General features: G+C 43.6%; 21 protein-coding genes and 1 tRNA gene. 12 read left to right on the top strand and 10 right to left on the bottom strand.

The genetic code is table 11. The annotated features are described in order from the left end of the window. The first annotated feature begins 93 nt into the window (after window positions 1-93). From JGK22_RS14890 to JGK22_RS14880, 3 genes are all read left to right on the top strand, one after another. Window positions 94-164 (top strand) — tRNA-Gly (locus JGK22_RS14890). A gap of 351 nt (window positions 165-515) precedes the next feature. Further along, the gene (locus tag JGK22_RS14885) at window positions 516-1,232 is read left to right on the top strand and encodes an actin-binding WH2 domain-containing protein (protein ID WP_293218450.1); all 717 of its coding nucleotides are present in this window, start codon (window positions 516-518) and stop codon (window positions 1,230-1,232) included. 29 nt (window positions 1,233-1,261) lie between these two features. Next, window positions 1,262-1,969: a hypothetical protein gene (locus tag JGK22_RS14880; protein WP_293186307.1), complete on the top strand. Its 708-nt coding sequence runs from the start codon at window positions 1,262-1,264 to the stop codon at window positions 1,967-1,969. A 118-nt stretch (window positions 1,970-2,087) separates the two neighbouring features. Here JGK22_RS14880 and mutS read toward each other — a convergent pair whose 3' ends face one another. Further along, window positions 2,088-4,715, bottom strand: a complete 2,628-nt coding sequence (mutS, locus tag JGK22_RS14875) for a DNA mismatch repair protein MutS (protein ID WP_293198835.1) — start codon at window positions 4,713-4,715, stop codon at window positions 2,088-2,090. A gap of 726 nt (window positions 4,716-5,441) precedes the next feature. Here mutS and JGK22_RS14870 point away from each other — a divergent pair. Both JGK22_RS14870 and JGK22_RS14865 read left to right on the top strand, forming a co-directional pair. Continuing rightward, window positions 5,442-5,618 (top strand): hypothetical protein, encoded by a 177-nt coding sequence (locus JGK22_RS14870; protein WP_363319742.1) that lies wholly within the window; start codon window positions 5,442-5,444, stop codon window positions 5,616-5,618. 27 nt (window positions 5,619-5,645) lie between these two features. Further along, window positions 5,646-5,861: an acetyltransferase gene (locus JGK22_RS14865; protein WP_293186305.1), complete on the top strand. Its 216-nt coding sequence runs from the start codon at window positions 5,646-5,648 to the stop codon at window positions 5,859-5,861. 527 nt (window positions 5,862-6,388) lie between these two features. Here the strand turns inward: JGK22_RS14865 and JGK22_RS14860 are convergent. Next, window positions 6,389-7,558: an AAA family ATPase gene (locus tag JGK22_RS14860; RefSeq protein ID WP_293313105.1), complete on the bottom strand. Its 1,170-nt coding sequence runs from the start codon at window positions 7,556-7,558 to the stop codon at window positions 6,389-6,391. 85 nt (window positions 7,559-7,643) lie between these two features. Further along, entirely contained in the window at window positions 7,644-8,432 is a 789-nt protein-coding gene (locus JGK22_RS14855) for an RNA ligase family protein (protein ID WP_293277110.1), read from the bottom strand. A gap of 144 nt (window positions 8,433-8,576) precedes the next feature. Between JGK22_RS14855 and JGK22_RS14850 the strand changes: the two genes are divergently transcribed. Together JGK22_RS14850 and JGK22_RS14845 are read left to right on the top strand one after the other, a co-directional pair. Beyond that, window positions 8,577-9,446, top strand: coding sequence for a prohibitin family protein (locus tag JGK22_RS14850; RefSeq protein ID WP_293186300.1), 870 nt, complete (start codon window positions 8,577-8,579; stop codon window positions 9,444-9,446). Between the two features lie 236 nt (window positions 9,447-9,682). Next, window positions 9,683-10,102 (top strand): peptidylprolyl isomerase, encoded by a 420-nt coding sequence (locus tag JGK22_RS14845; RefSeq protein ID WP_293186298.1) that lies wholly within the window; start codon window positions 9,683-9,685, stop codon window positions 10,100-10,102. 71 nt (window positions 10,103-10,173) lie between these two features. Here JGK22_RS14845 and JGK22_RS14840 read toward each other — a convergent pair whose 3' ends face one another. The 3 genes from JGK22_RS14840 to JGK22_RS14830 form a co-directional block, all read right to left on the bottom strand. Beyond that, the gene (locus JGK22_RS14840) at window positions 10,174-11,319 is read right to left on the bottom strand and encodes a restriction endonuclease (protein WP_293186297.1); all 1,146 of its coding nucleotides are present in this window, start codon (window positions 11,317-11,319) and stop codon (window positions 10,174-10,176) included. Between the two features lie 4 nt (window positions 11,320-11,323). Beyond that, the gene (gene yhdJ / locus JGK22_RS14835) at window positions 11,324-12,175 is read right to left on the bottom strand and encodes an adenine-specific DNA-methyltransferase (protein WP_293186295.1); all 852 of its coding nucleotides are present in this window, start codon (window positions 12,173-12,175) and stop codon (window positions 11,324-11,326) included. A gap of 65 nt (window positions 12,176-12,240) precedes the next feature. Then, window positions 12,241-13,365 carry a THUMP domain-containing protein gene (locus JGK22_RS14830; protein WP_293186293.1) on the bottom strand — a complete coding sequence of 375 codons (1,125 nt, stop codon included), beginning with the start codon at window positions 13,363-13,365 and terminating at the stop codon, window positions 12,241-12,243. Window positions 13,366-14,014: 649 nt separating this feature from the next. Here JGK22_RS14830 and JGK22_RS14825 point away from each other — a divergent pair. From JGK22_RS14825 to JGK22_RS14815, 3 genes are all read left to right on the top strand, one after another. After that, complete coding sequence (locus JGK22_RS14825; protein WP_293186292.1) at window positions 14,015-14,167, top strand: hypothetical protein; 153 nt, start codon at window positions 14,015-14,017, stop codon at window positions 14,165-14,167. Between the two features lie 159 nt (window positions 14,168-14,326). Continuing rightward, window positions 14,327-15,475 (top strand): cupin domain-containing protein, encoded by a 1,149-nt coding sequence (locus JGK22_RS14820; RefSeq protein WP_293206081.1) that lies wholly within the window; start codon window positions 14,327-14,329, stop codon window positions 15,473-15,475. Window positions 15,476-15,548: 73 nt separating this feature from the next. Continuing rightward, complete coding sequence (locus JGK22_RS14815) at window positions 15,549-16,610, top strand: sucrase ferredoxin (RefSeq protein ID WP_293206079.1); 1,062 nt, start codon at window positions 15,549-15,551, stop codon at window positions 16,608-16,610. Between the two features lie 29 nt (window positions 16,611-16,639). Here JGK22_RS14815 and JGK22_RS14810 read toward each other — a convergent pair whose 3' ends face one another. Together JGK22_RS14810 and JGK22_RS14805 are read right to left on the bottom strand one after the other, a co-directional pair. Then, a complete protein-coding gene (locus JGK22_RS14810; RefSeq protein ID WP_293192577.1) occupies window positions 16,640-17,119 on the bottom strand; it encodes a GNAT family N-acetyltransferase in 480 nt (159 codons plus the stop codon). 205 nt (window positions 17,120-17,324) lie between these two features. Next, window positions 17,325-18,671: a TldD/PmbA family protein gene (locus JGK22_RS14805; RefSeq protein ID WP_293206078.1), complete on the bottom strand. Its 1,347-nt coding sequence runs from the start codon at window positions 18,669-18,671 to the stop codon at window positions 17,325-17,327. Window positions 18,672-18,719: 48 nt separating this feature from the next. Between JGK22_RS14805 and JGK22_RS14800 the strand changes: the two genes are divergently transcribed. After that, window positions 18,720-18,848 (top strand): hypothetical protein, encoded by a 129-nt coding sequence (locus JGK22_RS14800; RefSeq protein ID WP_293186284.1) that lies wholly within the window; start codon window positions 18,720-18,722, stop codon window positions 18,846-18,848. Here the strand turns inward: JGK22_RS14800 and JGK22_RS14795 are convergent. Together JGK22_RS14795 and JGK22_RS14790 are read right to left on the bottom strand one after the other, a co-directional pair. Beyond that, window positions 18,826-20,304, bottom strand: coding sequence for a TldD/PmbA family protein (locus JGK22_RS14795; RefSeq protein ID WP_293198831.1), 1,479 nt, complete (start codon window positions 20,302-20,304; stop codon window positions 18,826-18,828). The genes JGK22_RS14800 and JGK22_RS14795 overlap by 23 nt on opposite strands. A 44-nt stretch (window positions 20,305-20,348) precedes the next feature. Then, window positions 20,349-21,827, bottom strand: a complete 1,479-nt coding sequence (locus JGK22_RS14790; RefSeq protein ID WP_293206074.1) for a hypothetical protein — start codon at window positions 21,825-21,827, stop codon at window positions 20,349-20,351. Between the two features lie 524 nt (window positions 21,828-22,351). Between JGK22_RS14790 and tnpA the strand changes: the two genes are divergently transcribed. Further along, window positions 22,352-22,804, top strand: coding sequence for an IS200/IS605 family transposase (gene tnpA, locus JGK22_RS14785; protein WP_293218460.1), 453 nt, complete (start codon window positions 22,352-22,354; stop codon window positions 22,802-22,804). Window positions 22,805-23,135 lie beyond the last annotated feature (331 nt).

Here is a 23,135-nt window from a genome sequence, read left to right as displayed (position 1 = left end):
CTATTCAACCACTTTCAAGGAGAACTTGAGAAATTTTGCACGGGCCTATTGCAATTCTCAGAAGCTTGTGGTATGTTTAGGTTCTGTGTGAATGCGGGTGTAGTTTAGTGGTAAAACTTTAGCCTTCCAAGCTAACTATGCGGGTTCGATTCCCGCCACCCGCTTATTAAACAAAAAGCCTCAAACCAACGAGAAATCAACGGTTTGGGGTTTTTTATTGCCGATTTTTTGGCTGGGTGGGGCGTCAAAAAGACTAGAAATTGGATACAAATTGACGACAAAACGACCAAACTGAGTATCAAGTGACTGCCCGATCGCCCTTTTTGAACACAATTTGACTAGAATTTGAATACAATTTGACTAGAAATATCCAGCCGAGAGTCAATAGCGGTATGGTGTGGCGTGCATGGAACCCTAGATAATGGGAGTTGTCTGAGTCCCGTATCTGGAAGAATAATCGGTTAACATAGAGTGCCTCCAGTTGGCAAGATTGTCGATCGCACTCAGCTTGAGTTATGACTGATTCGGAGTCGCATCAGTCACAAGGAGAACCCGTGAAATATTTTTCAGTAGTAATGTATTTGCTGCGGGAACGGCAACAATTTCTCGAAGAAATTCGCGACGGTGTTAAGCTCAAATCTAAAATTTTTGGTTTGTTAATTTCCAGTACCATATTTTTTGGTATTTACGGAGCGATACTAGGTGCATCAAGTACGTGGATGCAATGTCTGGTTTCAGCAATCAAGTTGCCAGCGCTTTACTTACTGACGCTGATTATCTGCTTTCCCACACTGTACTTTTTTAATGTCATGTTTGGTTCAAAACGAACTTTTGAACAGTATTTGACATTGTTGATGACAGCAATGGCGATGATTAGCGTTTTGCTGTTTGGATTTGCACCTGTCAGTCTATTTTTTCTGATCAGCAGTACCAATTACAATTTTTATTTGCTGCTAAATGTTGCGATCATGGCAGTCACAGGATTTTTGGGAGTAAGCTTCATTTATCAAGGAATGCACTTTCTGTCCGAACAAGATGCGGAAGGAAAAGACATCAGGCTAAATATTTTGCGCTTCTGGTTGGGACTGTATGCCTTTGTGGGCAGTCAGTTGGGATGGACGCTGAGACCGTTTTTTGGGGCGCCGGGAAAAGCTTTTCAACTGTTCCGAAGCCGAGACAGCAATTTTTATATGAGTCTGTGGGATTCAATTAGGTCTCTGGGAGGATTTTAATTAATGCTAATTTAAGGAGATTTGCCCTAGTGATACAAGCGGATTTGGATGAGTTGATAATTCCTGAAAAGGAGTTGGAAGATTTGAGCGGAATAGCTTTGAGCGACGGTTTTTCAGGGAATTTTTATCACCCTGATACACTCCGGGACGGCAAAAAGCTGTTTGCTTTTTTGTTGCATGAGTTGCTGATATTTTGCGTGACGCTTGTTGTCTCGCTGCCTATTGCTTTACTCGCCAATAGAAATCAAGTTGGTTTTAGCGATGCTGAGATATTTGTCCGGGTTTTACAAATAACTTTGGGTTTGTCCCTGGCGATTACTGTTGTTTGGAATGTCTATAAATGGGTAAAAGCAAAGCCTTTAGCAACCCTGGCGGGTCTCTTGGATGAAGTTGAGAAGTATCATGAGGTGATTAAGGCTTTAGATATTATCGATCGCCTAACGGCTGCTGGCAATTTACAAGCCAATTTAATTAATCGACAAGATGCAATTGAGGCCTTAAAAATTACTAGAGAAAGTTTAGTCTGTGCTTTGAAAACAGAAAGGATTCTCAGGGAAAATCAGAAATTCATTGGTCGCCGTTACGAGTTATTTGCTAATATTGAAAGTAATTTGGCGGCTTTGATGGCGCTGGATGTGAGCGATCGCGCGAGCGAATACGGCCGGTTGCTAAATGAGGCTCTGGAAATTGGGATGAGCGTGCACAAAGAGGTAAGAAAGTTGCAAAATGGCAAATAATTTGAAGTATGTTGTTGCGCTTTAGCGCTCTTTCATGTATATACAGAAAGAGCGCTGAAGCGCAACAACGTACCTTTATTGAATCTGTAGGAACTACGAACCTTTTTTGGGGACAATTTTAATCGTCAAATATATCCAACTGTTGTCCCTCCGACTCTTTTTTGCCATCTTTTTTAACACCCTTCCGCAGCCCGATCGCAATTTTGCTATGTTTCTCAATCTGCTTCATCACCTGTCTCGCCCTATCAATCACCGACGGCGGTAAACCAGCCAATCTCCCCGCTTCAATGCCGTAGGACTTATCAGCACCGCCGGGGTGAACTTCGTGCAAAAATACGATTTGATCCGGCAATTCCTTTACAGTCACCTGATAATTTGCCACATTATCCAAAATAGAAGCTAACTCATTTAACTCGTGATAGTGAGTCGCAAAAATCGTCCGCGCGCGAATCTCGCTGGCTAAATATTCTGCCACAGACCAAGCAATCGAAAGCCCGTCAAACGTTGCCGTTCCCCTACCAATTTCATCCAACAACACCAATGATTTCGGCGTCGCGTGATTGAGAATATTGGCAGTTTCGTTCATTTCTACCATAAACGTAGACTGACCGGTTGCTAAATCGTCCACGGCGCCGACACGGGTAAAAATGCGATCGCAAATTCCCAAAGTCGCAGCCTTCGCCGGGACAAAACTGCCCATCTGCGCCATTAACTGGATCAAACCAACCTGGCGCAAATAACAACTCTTGCCGCTAGCATTCGGCCCAGTTAAAATAATTAAATCTGGGCGACTTAGCGCTGCTTCCCGACCCAAAAAAGCCGAATTCGGGACAAAAAATCCCGGCGGTAAAGACTTTTCCACCACCGGATGACAACCTTCAATAATTTTAATTTCCCGACTTTCTGTCATCATCGGGCGACAGTAATCTTGATAAACCGCTACTTCCGCCAAACCGCACAAAATATCCGCCGCCGCCACCGCGCGGGAAACGTTGCGAATAATTTCGGCGTGTTCTCCTACCTCCGATCGCAATTTCGCAAAAATATCGTACTCCAAGTGATTTAAATCTTCCCGCGCCGTCAGAATTCGCACTTCCCTTTCTTTTAATTCTTCTGTGCTGTAGCGTTCTTCATTGGTGAGAGTTTGCTTGCGGGTGTAGTCGTTCGGTACTTGGTCAACTTTCGATTTGGTAATGCTGATGTAATAGCCGAAAGCTTTATTGTAGCCGACTTTTAAATTAGAAATTCCGGTGCGTTGCCGTTCGTTAGCCTCTAAACGGGCAATCCATTCTTGATCGGCTGATGCAGTGTGGCGCATCTTATCAAGCATGGGATTAATGCCCGATCGAATCAAACCTCCTTCTTTTAAATGAATCGGCGGTTCCTCAACTAAATAAGCGTGAATTTGAGTTGCTAACTCTTCTAAAATGGGCGGGACATTTTGCAGCGCTTTTAAATAGGGCGAGATTCCTTCAGTTGCGATCGCCGCCAGTTGGGGTAATTTTGAGAGAGAATCGGCTAAAGCGACCAAATCCCGAGCGCTAGCGGTTCCAGAACCCGCGCGCCCCGTGAGTCTTTCGATGTCGTAAATTTGGCGCAGCAACTGCTGCAAATCTTGGCGCAGCGGATTGTTTTCTACTAATTCTTGAATCGTATCGTGGCGGGCGCAAATACCTTTAATGCTGAGCAAAGGTTGCAGCACCCAGCGGCGCAAAGCGCGGCCTCCCATGGCGGTGCTGGTTTTGTCTATAGCCCACAGCAGCGAACCGTGAAACACGCCATCTCTGACTGTTTGAGTAATTTCGAGATTGCGGCGGGTTTGATAGTCCAGTGTCAGAAAATCGGTGAGTGTGTAAGTGTGCAATCTTTGCAAAGCAACTGCTTTTTCTTTTTGAGTTTCTTCGAGATATTGCAGCAAACCGCCGGCGGCGCGCACTGCGAGGGAAAGGTGCGCGCATCCGAGGCCTTCGAGCGATCGCACTTTGAACTTTTGCAGGATTCGCTGTTTTGCTTCGGACAAAGTAAACGGGATTTGCGATCGCAAAGAATAGCAAAACGAATTCGGCAAACAATCGGGTAAATGCTCGGATTTCTCTCCCGGCCTTAACATCGTCACCAAATCCGGCGCATTAGTCGGAACCAGGACTTCCGAAGGCTGCAAACGGAGCAATTCTAATGTTAATTGTTCTAAACTGTCGGCTTGGGTAGTGACGAATTCTCCCGTAGAAATATCAGTATAAGCCAATCCCCAATGTTCCCCAGCGATGACGACTGCTGCTAAAAAGTTATTTTGTCGGGGTTTGAGCATTCCATCATCCGTCAAAGTTCCTGGAGTGAGAATGCGGGTGATTTCGCGCTTGACTTGGCGGCCTTCGCGGGCGGCGATCGAGGCATCTTCAACTTGGTCGCAAACTACTACAGCATAGCCTTTTTCTACTAACACAGAAGTATAGCGATCGAGGGCGTGATGCGGCACTCCTGTCATCGGCACTCGACCGATTTCTTTGCCGCTTTCTTTGCTAGTGCAAACAAGTTCTAATTCCCGCGAAATCGTCACTGCATCTTGAAAAAAACACTCAAAAAAATCTCCGACTCGAAACAATAAAAGTGCGTGGGGATACTGTTCTTTCACTTCCACATACCGCTGCATCATCGGCGTCAGCTTAGTGAATTCTAATAGGCGGTGGTCGGCATTGGGGATGTTGGCTTGACTGGGGTCTGTTGGGGTAGATGCAGTGTAAGGCATAAAAGGCGATCGATAAATTTTGATCTTTAACAACTTTAGCGCAAGCTCGGCTTTTAGCTATAGCTAATGATACAATTTTTGACGATTAATCCTCCTCCAGCAGGGTGCGCGATTCTCAAGATGCGAGCCCAGTTATATGGTTCGTAGTGCCGTTCGTAGTGCCGTTCGTAGTGCGGACTTCAGTCCGCTCTTATCCTGCGGACTGAAGTCCGCACTACAAACCGCGCGTGCGGTTAATCGAGCGGACACGATATGAGAGAGCAGCGACTGGCGATCGCCAAAAACAACCTCAGCCATCCCTGTTAGCTGTTAAAACAATAATGCTAAATTTATTGCAATTTACTCTGGGATAAACTCTACCTTTTTTACAACTTAAAACAGCCGAAAGATAGATTTATAAATTATACCTCGGATAGAGAGATGCCACATCTTATATGCTTAAAATTAAAGCATCCAGCCAAGTGATTTAGCTGCGGAGTAAATTTAAGATTTAGAATTAAAAATCTGGGAGTTAACTAGAGGAGAACACAATAATGAAAGCTCTTTGCTGGCACGGAGCAAATGACGTGCGAGTTGATAATAGACATCTTGCAAAAATAGGGAGTTGCTGATTCACGGTATGAAAGGCTAATATGCCAGTCATAGAAACCAGTATCGACAAAGCTTGGGGATTTTCAACTGATTTTTTTCATACCCTGATTAAGCAACGCCGGCTTGACCATCAAAATGGGACAGACGCACGTTCACCGCTATTTGCGCCCTTTGCTCGATCGCGTTCAAAAAGGCGAAATTGACCCAACTTTCGTGATTACGCACCGTATGAAATTGGATCGATCGCCCGACGCTTACGAGATTTTCAAACACAAAAAAGACAAGTGCATCAAAGTTGTTCTCAAACCATAATTCACCATTAATTCACAAGGAGAAACTATGCTTTTACAAGAAAAAGAATCCGGCGACTTGATAGAAATCATCGATATCGCGACTTTAGTCAGCCCTACAAAAACAGAGGTGGGCGGCAAAAGTCAAGCAGGTGAAGAGGAGCAAGAGCCGACTACTTTTGAGAAGAATAAATTGGTTTTTCCCTCCGGTGAAGTCCTGCCGCGCTGCTGGACAGAGGAAAATTATAAAACTCAAGGTTCGTAGTAGGGACTTCAGCCCTCGATTGACTCATTAAGTCTTGGACGCAACTGTCACCTTAATAAAGGTACGTAGTTGCGCTTCAGCGCTCTTTGCTTATATCTATGAAAGAGCGCTGAAGCGCAACTACGTACCTAAGAAAGATTTGAGTCCCTGATTTGTTAATTATTTAAGGACTTAAGTCCTTACTACAAACTAGATTTTTGCAATAATTATTGTCATCACTAACAGCCAATAAGTTATGGAATTGCAAGCAGTAATTCTCGATGTTGACAAGCGAATTTCACGCCACGTGATTTATCCGTGGAATCAATCCCAAATCGAAAATCTAAAATCCTCTCTTCCCCCGAATTTATCCGTGGGGTCGCCTCTAAAATCTAAAATCGATTGACGGCACTCTCATACTCAGCAAAGATGCTCACGCTCAAGCTTGGGTAGAGGCGTTTGCTGCTTACGGATACGAGGTGCCTTTTGAGAAAGTTCGCCCGCTAATTGGGATGGGAGGCGACCAACTTATACCTACTAACATTTGATTAAAAGGACTTTTGCAAGAAGTCTACAATCCACTCTACCTGATGCGCTTCCGTGCGATCGGGAATGTCGAGGCGATTAGCCAATCGTTGAATGGCTGCTTCTGGGACTGCTGCTGTGCGCGATCGATTCCGCCGCAATACTTCTTGTAGGGGAACTTCCAGGTAAACAATCCGAATACGCGCTTGATAACCAGCAAAGAAATTAATTAATTGCTGGCGCATTTGTTTAGTCGTATTGGTGGCATTCCACACAAAAGAACGTCCCGATTTCATGTATTCCCGCGCACGATTTTTAGCTTCTACGATGACATTTCCGGGAGTTCGATCGGGAGGAACGTTCATCTCTCTTCGCAGCGCATCCAAGGAAATAACAGGCCAATTGGGTAGATTTTCTTTAATCCAATAATCTTTACCGCTTCCGGGTAATCCCGACATCAAAACAACTTCGCATCGAGTATCGTCAAATGCTTCATAATCGGGGTTTCCGTTGTCTTTGCGGAAGTAGATAAATCGGCTGTGGTCTGAGGCGAATTGTCGCGGAGAATCCAAACAATTATTTTCTTGACAAAACTCCCGAAATAGCTGTATTTTATCCAGAATTTCTTGTCTGTCGCTACACTCGCGGCCGCGCACGTCTGCTTCTGCTAAAAGTGCGAGGAAATCGCAGCGGACAACTTGACTGGCCTTAATTACAGACTGCTGCGGGTTGGGTTTGTCTAGCAGCCAGATGGGTAAACTGCCGAATTGGACGATCGCGCAAACAGTCTCCCGAATGATAAACTGCACCGGCGGGTCAAATTGAGCTAAAATTTGTCTGACCATCCTCGCACCTTGACGGGCGTGACCTTTCGAGCTAATTCTGCCATTTTCTTCTATCTTTGTAAAAGCAGGTTTTGCGACATCGTGCAGCAAAGCCGCCGCAAAAAGCATTGAACGTTCTGGCGCAGAAAGCTGTCGCCACTTGGGGGAGGATATTAAGGCTTCGCAGACCATTTTGGTATGAATTAAAACATCACCTTCAGCGTGATAAATCGGGTCTTGCTGGCATCCTTCTAAGTTTTGAATCCAATCGAAATGATTGTAAATGCTTTCCCAATCTAGGAACCAATCGGGCGGTTCTGGACAAAAGGGAAAAGTCCAAGTTGCAGAGTGTGATAATAAAGCAGTCATAGTTTCACCTATTTATTAATAACGCAATTTCTTCGTCCGCGGAGGCGGACATTGTTTGTGTAGCAGCGGTTTCAACCGCCGACTCTTAGCTAAAATTAAATAAATCAGCACCCGGACGCAAAATATTCGGTACAATCGGGCGATTCAACCAATGTCCCTCCGCATTTTTAATCGCAGTCAAAAAGCTAGCGCGCACGTACTTATAACGCGCCTTGACAATTCCATCTGCTTCGACTTTAATATACAGACCCTCCATAACATTACTATTATCAGTCTCCTTCAAACAGCGCTCTTCATCCAATCCCAATTCCCGGCATTGCAAGCGCAACCGCTCCAAATGTCCAGGTTGAATAAAATTAGATTTGTCCATAAACTGCATCATGTGATTGGGCGATTTTACCACTCCTGAAAAAAGAACAGGAACTGACACTAACGGCACTCCGCTTAACAACTGACGGCGGGCTTCTGTACTCAAAAACTGACTGGTTTCCAAGTCCAGCACGTCGTATTCCATAAAATAGTGTGGCAGAAAATCATAAAAAACTGTGTGTTTGGCATAAAGCCATTCGCCGTACAAAATATAACGATTTCCCAGCACTTCTCCCAGGACTCCGCTGAGACTGAAAGCCCACTGTTTGAATAAGTTAAAATGCTTTTCTCGCGGGCCGCCGGTGAGATAGTGGCCGCGACTTTGCAGCAGCATTTGCCCGTCTGGCGCGAAGCTGATGCCTGTATTGGCGCCGTCTACCTTTTCTTCGATAATTAAAGGGCGATCGGCAATAGCGCTAAACGGCACGCTGTCGAGGTCTTCATCACCCGGCTGGAAACGCGAACCTTCGATGTGATAAGTTCTAGGATATTTGACAATTTCCATAACCGATTTTATATTTGAGATTTTAGAGGCCAGCCAATTCATTAGACTAGATTGTAAAAGTCTTTTGAATCAAATTTTCGGACAATGATTTTCACAAGAGGTATATTACCATTATAATAGATGCATCACAAAGGAGCGTATATTTTGAAAAGTCAAAGTTTCCAGAGCGTAACGTCAGCGATCGCTGGAATTCTATTAGTAGTCGCGCTACTCCTGGGCTTCAACTCTTTTGTTGTCATCAATCCAGGTGAAGCAGGGGTGGTTAGCATTTTAGGAAAAGCGACTGATGGAGCGTTGTTAGAGGGATTTCACTTCAGACCCCCGCTGATATCTAAGGTAGATGTCTACGATGTCACAGTGCAAAAATTTGAAGTTCCCGCCCAGAGTGCTACTAAAGACCTTCAGGATTTAAATGCTAGTTTTGCGATCAATTTTCGCCTCGATCCTGCCAAAGTAGTAGATGTCAGAAGGACTCAAGGAACTTTAGAGAATATAGTTTCTAAAATTATTGCTCCTCAGACGCAAGAAGCATTTAAAACAGCCGCTGCGCTGAGAACCGCCGAACAATCTATTACTCAAAGAAGCGAACTGAAACGAGACTTTGATAGTGCACTTAAGGAAAGGTTATCAAAGTATGATGTAATCGTGCTTGATACTAGCGTTGTTAACATTCGATTCTCCACAGATTTTGCGAAGGCGGTTGAGGAGAAACAGGTTGCTGAACAGCGGGCGCAAAGGGCTGTTTATGTTGCTCAAGAAGCTGAACAACAAGCTCAAGCTGATATTAACCGCGCTCAAGGTAGGGCTGAAGCTCAAAGACTTTTGGCGGAAACTCTGAAGGCTCAAGGCGGCGATTTGGTTCTGCAAAAAGAGGCGATCGAAGCTTGGAGAAGCGGCGGCGCTCAGATGCCAAAGGTATTGGTTATGGGTAGCAATTCGAGTCGGGTTCCTTTCATTTTTAATATGAACGATACGCAGGAAGAACCCGATCGCCCAAAAGCGATCGACAATTAAAATAGCACTTACCCTCTGAAACCTTGTTTCTGGGAAAATGTTGGCTTTGCTAACCACAAATCTCGCCCGAAACCGGGTTTGCTCAGAAAGCCTGCCGAAGTCCTATGAGATTTGCCGGAGTATGCTACACTTCTGAGAGTCAAAATATAGCGACAGCTTAAAACCTTTCGCTATTAAACCAAAGTCCGCAATTAAAACGCAGACAGCACACTCATTTTAGGAAGCAAGGAGAAATTATGACCCGCGCTATTATGGAAACCGACAAAGGTACAATCAATTTAGAACTGTTCGATGCGGATGCGCCGAATACAGTGAAAAATTTTGTTGACTTGGCGGAAAAAGGTTTTTACGACGGACTATTGTTTCACCGAGTCATTCCTAACTTTATGGTTCAAGGTGGCTGTCCCAAAGGCACTGGAACAGGCGGGCCCGGCTACAAAATCAAGTGTGAAATCAACTCAAACAAACATTTGGCAGGCACTTTATCGATGGCTCACGCAGGCCGCGATACGGGTGGGAGCCAATTCTTTATTTGCCATTCTCCCCAGTCTCATTTAGATGGAGTTCACACAACTTTTGGCAAAACTGAGGATATGTCTGTCGTGAATGCGATCCGCCAAGGCGACAAGATTATTTCGCTCAAAATCGAGCATTAATTTTCAGTAATTAGTGATGTTTGTAGTAAGGACTTTAGTCCTTATTGCAAACAATATTAGTTGAAATTGAATCATTCATCTTCGAGGGAAGTGTCTAACAGTTCAATTTCTAAATTTTCTTCATCATCCTCATAATTAAATTCCAATTTGCTCTGCTTGATAATTTCATTTAATATATTATTTAAATACCCTTTGGCAACAGCTTCTTCAAATCTGTCTATCAGAATAGCAACATTGATTATTTCTTCTATACATTCCATATAACGCGAGACGATCGCATTTATTGAATACTGTTTTCGAGCCTGCGCTTCAATTTTACGTCTAATCTCAATATCGGAATCTGAAGATTTAACTACAAATGTTATCGGATACCTTTCAATTTTATCAATGTCTAGGAAATATTTATTCATATCTACAGTTTCTGTTACCTGAAAAAAACGTCCTAGAGGCTTCATTACAAAATCAATTCCGCCATCATTTGCATTTGTCCGACCTGTTTTAAACAGTTGTAAATTTTCTTGCTGGAGCCTATCAAGCTCATAACCCCAATAGATACATATGTCACTATAGTAGTATTTTAAGATACTGTAGCTGACTATCTCGAATATTCTAGCATCTACAGTTGGTGCAACTATTTGTTTGATAAATTGTATTACTTGCTTCTGGGTCAATGCTTGAGCCTCTTTACAAAGTTGCAGAAACTTGTCAAAGCTATCTCTCTTAGCTTCAACGTAAGCATCAATGATTTGAATTACTGTTTCTGCTATGTTATGTACATTTTCCTGAATTTTAACTTTTAATAAATTTTCGTTAAACCAATACCTGTTAGTTTTGGGATTTCTCAGAACTGGGATAAAGTCACAAGTAGGAAAATATCTTTTAAATTCTTCATTAAGCCTGTGGTTCAAAGCATGGTTTTGAAGCTTTTGTCCAAACGGTAATTCGCGCTGTCTCTTAAAAATATTTGTATAAACTGCACCTGCATAATCTGAATACATATCGCTTTGATGAAAACCTCTTAAAAAATAGTCTTCAACTAAAACATAGATAGCATATAAATTCGCAAAACTTCCTCTTGATTTTGAGCCTCTATTTGCAGATTTAGTTTTGATATTCAAATATTGAATTAGCTCGCTTCCAGTAAATATTTGCTCGCCAGACGCGCCCAAATTTTCTGCTAAAATTTGCTTGATTGTTTTAGTAAACTCGTGTTCCATTGAATCAAAGTTGTAAGTTAAGTGTTAACTGTGTGGGTGAAGTTTCACCAGGATTTATTTCCGATGTTTGCTGCTCTTTTTTGTCATTATAAGTAGCTTGTAACCTATTTAATCCTATTTCTACATACTTGTTTTGTAATTCTATTCCGATTGACTTTCTCTTAAGCTGTTTGGCAACAAATGATGTGGTAAAAGTCCCAGAAAATACGTCTAATACAACGTCTCCCTCATTACTACTTGCTTTGACAATTCGTTCTAACAAAGATGTTGGTTTTTGGGTAGGGTGATCTTCGTACTCAGGCATACGATATCTGACTCTCGGAAACTCCCATACATTACCTGGAACTTTTTGAGAATTATATACTGATGGTGTAGACTTGCGGTAATCAATTAGTTTTCTGACTGAGCCGGTTTTTGCCTCTACCAGAATATCGGAGGAATTAAATGTATAATTTCGTTTGTCTTTGACACAATATAAAATAGGTTCGTACAGAGAACCGTAGTATTTTTTTGCTTGGACTCCCGAACTGTCATAGTACCACACTATTCGTGAAAGAATTGTCAAACGATCGCGCAAATATAAATCGAAGTAAGGCATACATTGAGTTGAAGCCATCAGATACAAGCTGCCGTTGTGCTTGAGCTTATCAATACATAAATTCAACCAGGTATAACTCCATTCTAAATAATCGCTCTCTGATTCCCACTTGTCTTTAAAACCATTGAAGTCTTTGCCAATATTATAGGGAGGATCGGCAAAAATCAAATCGACTGAGTTGTCTTTAATTTCATGAGAAAGGACTTCTAACACATCTCCCAATATGAGCTTGTGTCTGTCTACTTCAAAGATTTTCATTTTGCCTAATCTTTTCCAATCAATACGTCATTTTGTCAGCTAGAGTTGATATTTACTAGAACTCCTCAATACAGTTCATATTTGAGCAAAGTACAGGGAATCGAGCCATTAAAAACCGGAATTCGCTTCGATGTTCTGAGTCCAACCTGTTTACCCAACTCCTTATTCCCAGTCAAAATAAACGCATTCCAACCTTTAAAACGCTGCTTGAAAATATCGCCCAACATCTTGTACAAATCTCCCAATTCGCTAGCATCTCCCAGGCGCTCTCCGTAGGGAGGATTGCAAATCAGAACGCCTCTATCTGTCGGTGCTTCCAACTCGGATAACTCGGTACGAGCAAACTTGATTTTACCTGAAATACCTGCTTGCTGGGCGTTGGTGCGAGCTTGATCTAACATATCAGAATCGCGATCGCACCCGGCGATTATTTCTTTAAGTTCGGGCAATTCGCTGTTTTCAGCTTCAGCCCACAATTTATCCCACAAAGGTTCGTCAAAATCGCGCCACGTCATAAATCCAAACTTGTCTCGAAACAATCCAGGCGCAATGTTCAAAGCCTTTAAAGTCGCTTCCAAAGGCAAAGTTCCGGAACCGCACATCGGGTCTAAAAATGGTAAATCTGCCGTCCATTCTGCCATCTCTAACAAAGCCGCAGCCAGGGTTTCTTTGAGCGGAGCCAGCCCCATTGCGGGGCGATATCCCCGGCGGTGCAAACTGCCGCCGGAACTGTCTAAGCTCAAGATAGCGCGGTCTCGATGGATGTGAAGGTTAATTAGTAAGTCGGGATTTTCGACATCAACATTGGAACGTTTGTTAAATTGCAGGCGCTGTTGGTCGGCGATCGCATTTTTGACCTGCAAAGCTGTAAAGTGGGTGTGATTTAAATTTTCGTTGCCACCGGTACAGTTGACTGCTAATGTATTGTGAGGCTCTAGGTATTCGTCCCAAGGAATTTTCTGGACTTCGCGGTAGAGCATATTTGAGTCGTAACACCGGAATTCGGCGATCGGCATTAGCACTCGAAAAATAGTTCTCGACCACAGATTGACGCGGTACAATAAAGCGCGATCGCCCGCGAAGTAAACTCCTGTAAAATCGGGCTTGACATCTTGCGCCCCTAAACTTTCTAATTCTTGGGCGGCAATGGTTTCTAAACCGCGCGCAACTGTAGCAAAATATTGATTCATTGATGATTACGAAGGAAGTTCGGCAGCGAGCAATGTACGGGATGTAACGGATGTAACGGATGTAACGGATGTTAACGGATGTTAACGGATGTAGGAGGGAAGAAATAGCTATAGCCTTTCTCAAAAAGATGAGGTATGACTGACAGCTTATTATCACCCTTAAGCTAAGAGGGCTAAAGCCCAACAACATACCTCATCTTTCTGATAACCGCTATAGGTGGTTGGGGATTGGGAATCGGTTTTTCTCGATCGCCCAAATTAGATAGTAGCTCGTTTTAATCCTAAGTCTCACAAACAACACTCTACCTTAAGGTAGATGCCTCTGTTTCAAAAGACTGATATTTTTACTACTTATTGTCAAGAGTGGATTGCCGGTTTAGCAGTATGTGCGTAAGGGCGATCGGGCTAGCCCGCGACTACTGAATGTCCAGAATCAATAGCTAGAGAGGATTTGTGCTTAATTGTCAACTGGGTTAGCAAGGGGTCTGAAGTACCCTTGCAGCCCGCTTGTTGAAAAGTATTCTTAACTACTTGCACATTTTATTGACTTCATGTTAGGCTTCTAGTCAAAGTTGAGAATTCAAGCCCTAACGTCACAGTCAGGGAAAATTTCAGCTAAATGGGTGTCATACAACAATTGGAGACCATTATGTCAAAGGCAATCAACGGATCTGCTCTCAAACTGTCCCGCGCTAGCAAAATCCAAGTAGAAGTCAAGGAAATTGCCAAGCACGCCACAGCTAAAAATATCTCTTCTGCGCTTAATGTTGATGCCGATGGCAGCGATGTTACCAACGAGTAATAGCAGGTTTTTCAGTTAGACTTCGCATCCCCAAGCAACAAGTAGTAGATTTTACTGTTGTCTGTCGGGAAATGTGGAGTAATTGAGGGCAAGCGTAAAGCATTGTCCTCAATTATTCAATTGTTCAAAATTTATTGAGAAGTTTTATCAATAGAATTTATGCGATCGATCGCCAATTTAATCAAACCATACAATCTCGAAGATTTTCTAAATAACAACTGGACAAACAAAGCAGTTGTCATTCCCAGCGAAGGGAAAAAAGACTTTGCACATTTATTTTCCTGGGAAAAACTCAACTACCTGCTCAACTTTCACGAATTAAAATATCCCGACATTCGCTTAGCAGTAGCAGGAAAAGTTCTCGACGCCAGCGAAAACGTCAATCTCATAAAACTGTGCCAATCGGGAGCAACTTTAATCGTCAATCAAGTTCACAAACTCATCCCAGAAATAGCTGAATTTGCAGCAGAAATAAAAGCAGACTTAGGTTATCCAAACCAAGTAAATGCCTATTGTTCTTGGCCGGAAAAACAGGGGTTTTCTTCCCACTACGATACCCACGAAGTTTTCATATTGCAAACAGACGGGATTAAGCAGTGGTATGTATTTGCCGACACAATTAAATACCCGCTGATCGACCAAAAATCCTCCGCATTTTCGCCACCAGAAACTCCACCATATTTAACCTGCACTTTGCATCCCGGAGATGTGCTTTACATACCGCGCGGACATTGGCATTATGCAGTTGCTTCAGATGAACCATCGCTGCATTTAACATTAGGAATTCACTGCAAAACTGGAATTGACGTTTTAGAATGGTTGGTGGGCGAATTGCGACAACAAGAAGAGTGGCGTCAAAGTTTACCGCTGCGAATAAATCCAGATTCCATTGATGTAAGTGTAAATAATTTAATTACTGAATTGCACCGCTACGCAAACAGTAAAAATCTTGGAGAAGAGTACAGCAGCTACCTTGACAGTTTAGCAAAACCAGTGGCGAAATACTCTCTCCCTTATCAAGCAGGGTTCAACATTTTTCCCTACGGGATTCAAACTAAGTTTAGGATTCCCAAGTTTCTGCGGGTGAGAATTCGCGAATTACCTGACGGGTGTGGATACAAAGTTGTTGTTGGAGGCAAAGAAGTATCTCTGAAAGGAGTAACGGAGAAATTTATGGACAATCTATTCAGTACAGAATTTTTTACAGGAGATGATGTGATGGATTGGTTGCCAGATTATGATTGGGAAATAGATGTAGTGCCACTTTTGTCTAAGTTAGTAGTTGACGGAGTGATTTTTGTTGGTTAAAACTAGAGAAGGGTACTAGCTGTAATGAATGGGTTGTTAAAAGAGTAATTTATGACACATAACGAGGTAAAAAATGCCGGATACTTTTTTTTGCGCCGATGCTTCTAAATGCGTTCAAGAGGATATTATTGGTACTGGTACGAATTACCAAACCTATATATTGATTGAGTGCTGTTTGCCTTGGGAATCAGAAGCTTTTGATTCCAAACAAGTCCCCCAGAATCTCAGGGATTTGGTGGAGGAAGTAGAGCATTCAAAGCAAAAAATTAGATTTTTGTTGATAAATAGCGACCAAACTAAATGTGCCGATCAGCGCAAAGTGTTGATTTATGATAACAAAAGTCAAGCACTTTTTGAGGGCTACGAAAAATACGAATTTAACGCGAGTAATATTGAGCAAGTAGCGGCAATTGTCAAAAGCTATTTAGCTGGAGAAGTCCCGGATTGCGAAGTTGAAAATAACCCAAGTAGAGATATTTTGGTTTGCACTCACGGGAGTCATGATAGATGTTGCGCGAGATATGGCAATCCTTTTTATGCCCAAGCAACGGCTTTGGTTTCGGAGTTAGAATTGAGTGATGTTCGTCTTTGGAAATCTAGTCATTTTGGCGGACACCGCATGGCGCCGACTGCGATTGATTTGCGTGACGGCAGATATTACGGAAATCTCGATCGCATTTCGTTCAAATCTATTCTAACGCGATCGGGCGATATTGAATGTTTGAATCAGGTTTATCGGGGTTGGGGGATTTTGCCGAACCAAATTCAGGTTTTGGAACGAGAATTCATCATCCGCTACGGGTGGGATTGGTTCAACTACAAAGTCTCAGGCTGTATTGTAGATAAAAATCCTGAAAATGATGATTTTGTTGCTGAATTAACTTTTGAAAACGTAAATGGCACTTATATCTATCGGGCTGAGTTGGTTAAAGATGAAGCTAAAACAGTCAGGTTGAAAGGTTCCTGCGGCGCTAAGCAAGAGTCAGAGTTTGTCAAATATTTGGTAAAATATTCTTACTTTTACTCGAAGAAAGATGAGTCAAGGTTTGTGATTTATCCTTTTCGGGATTTTCGTAGAGATAAGACGGCGGTTGAAACCGCGTCTACACAAACGATGTCCGCCTCCGCGGACTAAATAAAATAACCTAATTTCAACCGTTGTGTTCAACCCGCGGAGGCGGGTTTTGTCTGTATAGACGCGGTTTCAACCGCCGTCTTCAACTCCATGAATATGTGCGGGATTCCCAGGTAGTCAAAGGGATTGTCTTTTTCTATAAATCCGAGGTTTTTGTAAAATTTAACGGCGTTAATACGAGACATTAATCTAACAGTTTTGAAATTCTTTTCCTTAGCTTGTGCGATCAGTTTTTCCATCAGTTTAGTGCCGATTCCCTGGTTTTGAAATTCAGGAAGTACAGCAATATAAGAGATGCTTCCCAATTCAGGGGATAATTCTCGGAGTCTGCCGGATCCGATAATTGTACGATCGCCCTTTGCTATGATATGACAAGCACCGTTTTCGCGATCGTCCCTTTCGCTGCCTCTTTCCATACCCAGAGGCGATCGCAAAACCAGCCATCGCTGATCGAACATTTCTGCTAATTCTTGTTGGTTATTGACTTCACGGATGTCTAATTGTAGCATTTTTCGATCAGATTGAAGAGGTAGATTATAATTTGTCGTTGGGCGGGGGCGGGTTTACGAGATTATAGGTTTTAGGCAATTATTGTTGGTGAACCCGCCCCTACAAATTATGGGGAATTTTGGGTGGGGGCGGGTTTACGAGATTATGGGTTTTAGGCAATTATTGTTGGTGAACCCGCCCCTACAAATTATGGGAAATATGGAGTTACAAACTATCAGTAATACTGGTGAAATTAAAAGCTTTAACTCGCACTCCTGGTACTACGCTGCTACCGTAACGTTTCACTTCGCTAATGGCATCAACATCGCGCAACATATCAGGTAAAACTTGATTGAAACGGAAATTTTTAATCGGATAAACAATCTTACCATTTTCAATCCAGAAAGTACCGTCGCGAGTCATGCCCGTTACTTCCGATGTTTTGGGATTGACGTAGTTGACATACCAAGCTCGACTGACGAAAATTCCGCGATCGGTTTGAGCAATCAAATCTGCTAAACTTTGGTCTGAACCTGTCATCGCGATCGGGTAATAAGCACCTTTTGATTCTTGGCCTTTTTGCGCGGCCCAATACCGGGAATAAGACAAACTTTGAGGTACGCCATTTTTGATTATTTCCAAATAGTTATTGCTCAATCCATCGCCGAAAAAATTACCCGATCGCAATAAAGGATGAGCGGGATCGCGCTGTACTTGTACCATCGGGCTGAAAATCTGTTCACCAGCGCGGTTTCCAGCGGGTTTACCTTCTGAATCTGCGATCGACATGAAAGATCGCCCTTCATCCGCCGCCCGCGCATCCATACCCCAAATAATCCACGGTAACAAATCCGCAAACGCAGCGCCATCAAAGATTACAGGATACACGCCCGGAGTGATTTCGCGGGGGTTGCGGGATGCGATCGCGCGATCGACTACTTGTTGGGCCAATTGGGCGATCGGCAGTTGACCAATACTCCAAGCTGTGCTTTCAGTCCAGCTAGAACCGTTGTCAATGCGGGCTGTAAAGCCAAAATTCGCCTCTGTAGAATGGTTGCAGGCGCGGAGTCCGGTGCTCGATGCGATCGCATACAAGGACGCATCAACGCTCAAAGTACCGGAAGCGTTAGCGCCTGCTGTGGATGCGATCGCACAAGCTTGTCGCACCATTTCTGCCCGCTCTAAAGGCGATGCAGCGGCCGTTGCTTCGTCAAATGCCGCCGGGGGTAAATCGTAGGTTTGAGGGGGTAGCAGGGGCATCCATTCGGGGTCTGCGGGGGCAATTTTGGCTAATTCTTGCGATCGTTTGACCGTTTGGGCGATCGTATCTTCATCAAAATCTGTCACAGATGCAGAAGCGCTTTTATTGCCGAAATAGCTAGTAATGTTGAGCCTAAATACAGTCTTGCTGATATTTTGACTGATTTGATTTTCCGAAAATCTGGAGAGAGATTCTTCGCCAGTATAGAGACTGACAAATACTTCCTCTGCTTCCGATTGTTTGACCACCTTTTCTACTAAAGATAAGGCTTGGTCTTCACTTAAAATTGCGGAAGATGTTGTTAAAATCATGATGGAATGGGGAATAGGTAATGGGGAATGGGGAATGGGGAATAGGTAATGGGGAATTCGGAATTAGAAATTGATAATTGGGGATTGATAATTTTGAATTGGTTATTTATTACTTCCAATTACCAATTACCAATTACCAATTACCAATTACCAATTACCCAATTTGAATATCCCTAACCCGCACCGGCACACAAGCGTGAGTCATTTGAGCAACCTGCATCGGTTCACCTTTACCGCACATATTAGTACCGCATTGAACCCGTTCCGAAGCAGGCCCGATCGCATCTACTTGATTCCAAAAATCAGTGCTCATCGAATGATAAGTTACATCCTTCAACATACCGACAACTTTACCTTTTTCCACCTTCCAAAAAGCATTGCCGCCGAATTGGAAATTGCGCCGTTGTTGGTCAATCGAAAAACTGCCAATACCGTCAATTAAAATCCCATCTTCCGTATCAGCAATCATCTGATCCAAAGTAGCAGTATGACTGCCGCCATCCGGGCCTGGTTCCAATCCCAAATTCGGAATTCTCACCATCGGTACACTCGACCAACTATCAGCGCAAGCAGAACCGTTGCTGCTACCGCGTCCGAGGCGATAAGCTGTTTCTCTATCAGTGAGATAATCAACTAAAATTCCATCCTTAACAACGTACCAATCCTGTGATTTTACGCCCTCATCATCGTAACCCATTGTGCCACGGCCTGCGGGTTGAGTGCGATCGCACTTAAAGTTCACCCAAGGCGCAGCGTATTGCAGCTTATTCAATTTATCGGTAGTAGCAAAACTCGTGCCGGCAAAGTTAGATTCGTAACCGTAAACTCTGTCTAATTCCGTTGGATGTCCGACGGATTCGTGGATGGTCAGAAACAAATTTGTCGGCTTGAGAATCAGGGATTTGCAAATACCAGCCGGAACTTTAGGCGCAGCGACTTTCTCAATCGCTTCGGCCGCAACTCTGTCTATTTGACTAAGCAAATCATCGGGATTAATGTGTTCGTAACCGATATTTAGCGGCGGGCGTTCGTAACTGCGACTTTGGGCATCGCCGCCCGCAATTGCGGTACAGCCCAAACCCGGATAGCTGCGGTAGATTGTTTGTTCGATTAGCGAGCCTTCTGTGGAAGCAAAAACCTTGTCTTCGCGGTTTGCCTGCAAAAAAGAATAAGCTTTTTTGATGCCTTGTGAATCGTGGGCTAGCAGTCGCTCGTTGATGGTTAATAAAAGTTCGGCTTTGTCAGCAACGGGTACAGAAAATGGGTCAATTGCGATCGGAGTAATGTAAGTATCGACATATTTTTCGACGGGTACTAAGCGCACCGGTTCCTTTTGAGTCAAGCGGCTGCCTTTAGCGATTTCAACAGCCAAAGCGACTATTCTGGCAACCTCTGCGGGTGTTTTGCTGTGACTGGCGGCAAAGCCCCAAGCGCCGTCTAGCAGCACTCGCACGCCAAAACCGGAACTTACATTATCGGAGATATTGCTTAAAGATCGATCGCGCGCGTAGAGACTCTGCCTTCGATAACTACAAAAACGCACATCACCGTATTCGCAACCTGTTTTCCGAATCAAACTTACGGCTAAATTTGCTAACTCCTTAGCAGAGACTTTTGCGGTTAATTGTACCATAGTTATTAGTCATTTGTTATGAGTTATCAATCATTATAGCGCTACTATCGAAATATTTTCCGAATCAACGGGGCGACGATACCCAGCATTAACCCGCCAAATACTAAGCCAAATACGAGACTCCAGAGAATTGTCGCAGCAAAGGGATGCAGCGGGAGAGAGATATCGGGAAACCATTGAATCGGTGTCTCCTTCTTGATGAGAGGATAGGCTGCGGAGAAGATTTGGCCACCACCGATCGCAGTTCCGACAAAGAATATGATATTCTCAAGTTGGCGATCGCGCTTTTTCTCATTGTCTTCCTCGTCCCTGTATAATTCCATTTGTTCCCTGTCCGATTCCACCTGTTCTATTTCCACCATCCCGCGCACAGTGGATATCGACTGGTGGAACAAATCTTGACTAGCAATTAGGTAGTTTAAATCGATTTCAATTTGCCGCTGATATGTATCCTCAGCCAAATCTAGAAACCTCTGCAAAAAATCCAGATTATCACCGACGATGGACAAATTCCTAATTTTTGTCAATGTCTCACCATAATTTTCAGCATTAATATCAATGGTATTTCTATCTTCTTGCAAATACCGCACTTGCTGAGTACAATCAAACATTTTGGTGCGGATTTCAGCCAGCAATTCCTTTAACTTCCGCAGCTTAACTTGTCTATCTGCTTCCCTTTCAATTTCACCGAATTTAGGAAGCTTCTTTTCTAACTCGCCCACAATTTTCTGTGCATTGCGATATCTTTTCCGAGCTTCGCGATACACAAATACAATTTTAGCACGAGAACACAACAGATTCATCAAATAAGAATTAAACGTTGAGGTTGCGAATTGCAAAGTTTGGGGATTGTCTTGTAACCATACTAGAATGTGACATCGTTTAGACGCATCATCTTCGCGGCTGTTATACTCAAAAATCGGACTCCCAAATAATATCCCTGACGCGCGAAACTCTGGTAATGCTTGCTGTTGATTGTGAACAAAAGCTGTAACGGATTCGTCAGCTAGCTTGCGGTAAGTACCATAAACTGCTGGTGCGGCGTACAACAATAAAGTTTGTCCTAGGGACGGTTTAATTGCGTTTGGTAACAAACAACCTTGGGGATTTAATTGATTTAAGTCAGCTACTTTGATTGTCGCATTTCGATAGTAAAATGTCAAATCTGCGGTATAAGTATCGTGAATTCGCAGGGCATAAATTGAACCATCAAGTTTCTGGTTATCTGGCTGAGTAATTGGTTGTAAATCCAGAGTTTTGCCATCGGGAATCAGCAGTTCGCGATTATTGGGTTTTTCCTGTTCGCCTTGAGGATAATACTGTTTGTCTTTATAACAAATCAGCTTTTCTCGGAGAGATTTTAGCTCGTTGCTTTTAAATTTTGTACCGACATTATCTGCTAAATTTTCCCACAGAGATTGAGCATTTTTGGCTACTTCGCCGTAGCCTTCATCGCCATCATCCCGCAGGTGGAAAGGATAGAGAGTAATGCTGGGATTTTTAATTTTCGGTGGTTCCTGCATAATCGAATCCGTGATGAGACATGATGTTAATTCAATCTTAGTCCGCGGAGGCGGACATTGTTTGTGTAGCCGCGGTTTCAACCGCCGGGGCCTAATCGCCGAATTCCTCAATCGCCAGATTCCTAATCTCCGAATACCCTCTTAGTCCGCGGAGGCGGACATTGTTTGTGTAGCCGCGGTTTCAACCGCCGGGGCCTAATCTCCGAATTCCTCAATCGCCGATTCCTAATCTCCGAATACCCTCTTAGTCCGCGGAGGCGGACATTGTTTGTGTAGCCGCGATTTCCAATCGCCGGGGCCTCAATTAGAATATAATCATTATGATTTCATTGTGCCGTCAATCAATCCCGGAGGTTTCTAATCACCCGGCGGTTGAAACCGCGGCTACACAGACAAAACCCGGATGGTGCGCGGGTTGAAGATTTGACCCGGTGGTTTTCAATCACCCGGCGGTTGAAACCGCGGCTACACAGACAAAACCCGCCTCCGCGGGTTGAAGATAAATTTCATATATTGTACGAGAAATGAGAGATAATTTCACGCAGTTGTATGTACACTATGTTTGGGCAACCTGGGATAGATTGCCTTTGATTACTCCCGATATTCAAGAAGCAATTTATGCGGTGATTATTGGAAAATGTAATAATTTAAAATGCACTGTAATTGCTATTGGCGGTATAGAGGATCATGTACATTTGCTAGTCGGTTTTCCGTCAACTTTGACAATAGCTGAAATTATTAAAGAAGTTAAGGGTAGTTCTTCTCATTTAGTAACTCACGAACTTAAACCTGGTGTTTTTTTTAAATGGCAAGGTAGCTATGGGGCGTTTACGGTTAGCCGTGATGCGATCGACAATGTAGCCAACTATATCAGAAATCAGGCTATTCACCACCGTCAAAAATCAATGATTCCTGAATGGGAATGGGTTTCTGATCCTGCTTTCGCAGGTTCCAAAAATTTACGCGGTGGTTTTTAATCACCGGGCGGTTTCCATATCCCCCGGCGGTTTCCATATCCCCGGCGGTTTCCATATCCCCGGCGGTTTCCATATCCCCGGCGGTTTCCATATCCCCCGGCGGTTGAAACCGCGTCTACACAAACCAAACCCGCCTCCGCGGGTTGAAGATTCCAATCGGTGATTTCTAATTACCCGGCGGTTGAAACCGCGGCTACACAGACAAAACCCGCCTCCGCGGGTTGAAGATTCTACACAATGATTTCTCATCTCCGAATACCATCTTCGTCCGCGGAGGCGGACATCGTTTGTGTAGCCGCGGTTTCAACCGCCGGGGCCCTCACCACCGCCG

This window comes from Microcoleus sp. PH2017_08_TRC_O_A (genome assembly GCF_020738665.1).
In the GTDB taxonomy this organism is placed as follows: Bacteria; Cyanobacteriota; Cyanobacteriia; order Cyanobacteriales; family Microcoleaceae; genus Microcoleus.
The sequence above is the reverse complement of the archived record's forward strand: the minus strand, read 5'-3'. Positions and strand labels throughout refer to the sequence as shown.

Bases quoted from the DNA above. Each gene is read 5' to 3' on its own strand.
- tnpA (WP_293218460.1), top strand. From the start codon at position 22,352: ATGAGAGATAATTTCACGCAGTTGTATGTACACTATGTTTGGGCAACC.
- JGK22_RS14825 (WP_293186292.1), top strand. From the start codon at position 14,015: ATGTCAAAGGCAATCAACGGATCTGCTCTCAAACTGTCCCGCGCTAGC.
- JGK22_RS14810 (WP_293192577.1), bottom strand. From the start codon at position 17,119: ATGCTACAATTAGACATCCGTGAAGTCAATAACCAACAAGAATTAGCA.
- JGK22_RS14840 (WP_293186297.1), bottom strand. From the start codon at position 11,319: ATGGAACACGAGTTTACTAAAACAATCAAGCAAATTTTAGCAGAAAAT.
- JGK22_RS14860 (WP_293313105.1), bottom strand. From the start codon at position 7,558: ATGACTGCTTTATTATCACACTCTGCAACTTGGACTTTTCCCTTTTGT.
- JGK22_RS14795 (WP_293198831.1), bottom strand. From the start codon at position 20,304: ATGGTACAATTAACCGCAAAAGTCTCTGCTAAGGAGTTAGCAAATTTA.
- JGK22_RS14805 (WP_293206078.1), bottom strand. From the start codon at position 18,671: ATGATTTTAACAACATCTTCCGCAATTTTAAGTGAAGACCAAGCCTTA.
- yhdJ (WP_293186295.1), bottom strand. From the start codon at position 12,175: ATGAAAATCTTTGAAGTAGACAGACACAAGCTCATATTGGGAGATGTG.
- JGK22_RS14790 (WP_293206074.1), bottom strand. From the start codon at position 21,827: ATGCAGGAACCACCGAAAATTAAAAATCCCAGCATTACTCTCTATCCT.
- JGK22_RS14855 (WP_293277110.1), bottom strand. From the start codon at position 8,432: ATGGAAATTGTCAAATATCCTAGAACTTATCACATCGAAGGTTCGCGT.
- JGK22_RS14865 (WP_293186305.1), top strand. From the start codon at position 5,646: ATGCTTTTACAAGAAAAAGAATCCGGCGACTTGATAGAAATCATCGAT.
- JGK22_RS14885 (WP_293218450.1), top strand. From the start codon at position 516: ATGACTGATTCGGAGTCGCATCAGTCACAAGGAGAACCCGTGAAATAT.
- mutS (WP_293198835.1), bottom strand. From the start codon at position 4,715: ATGCCTTACACTGCATCTACCCCAACAGACCCCAGTCAAGCCAACATC.
- JGK22_RS14870 (WP_363319742.1), top strand. From the start codon at position 5,442: ATGGGACAGACGCACGTTCACCGCTATTTGCGCCCTTTGCTCGATCGC.
- JGK22_RS14815 (WP_293206079.1), top strand. From the start codon at position 15,549: ATGCCGGATACTTTTTTTTGCGCCGATGCTTCTAAATGCGTTCAAGAG.
- JGK22_RS14845 (WP_293186298.1), top strand. From the start codon at position 9,683: ATGACCCGCGCTATTATGGAAACCGACAAAGGTACAATCAATTTAGAA.
- JGK22_RS14830 (WP_293186293.1), bottom strand. From the start codon at position 13,365: ATGAATCAATATTTTGCTACAGTTGCGCGCGGTTTAGAAACCATTGCC.
- JGK22_RS14800 (WP_293186284.1), top strand. From the start codon at position 18,720: ATGGGGAATTCGGAATTAGAAATTGATAATTGGGGATTGATAATTTTG.
- JGK22_RS14820 (WP_293206081.1), top strand. From the start codon at position 14,327: ATGCGATCGATCGCCAATTTAATCAAACCATACAATCTCGAAGATTTT.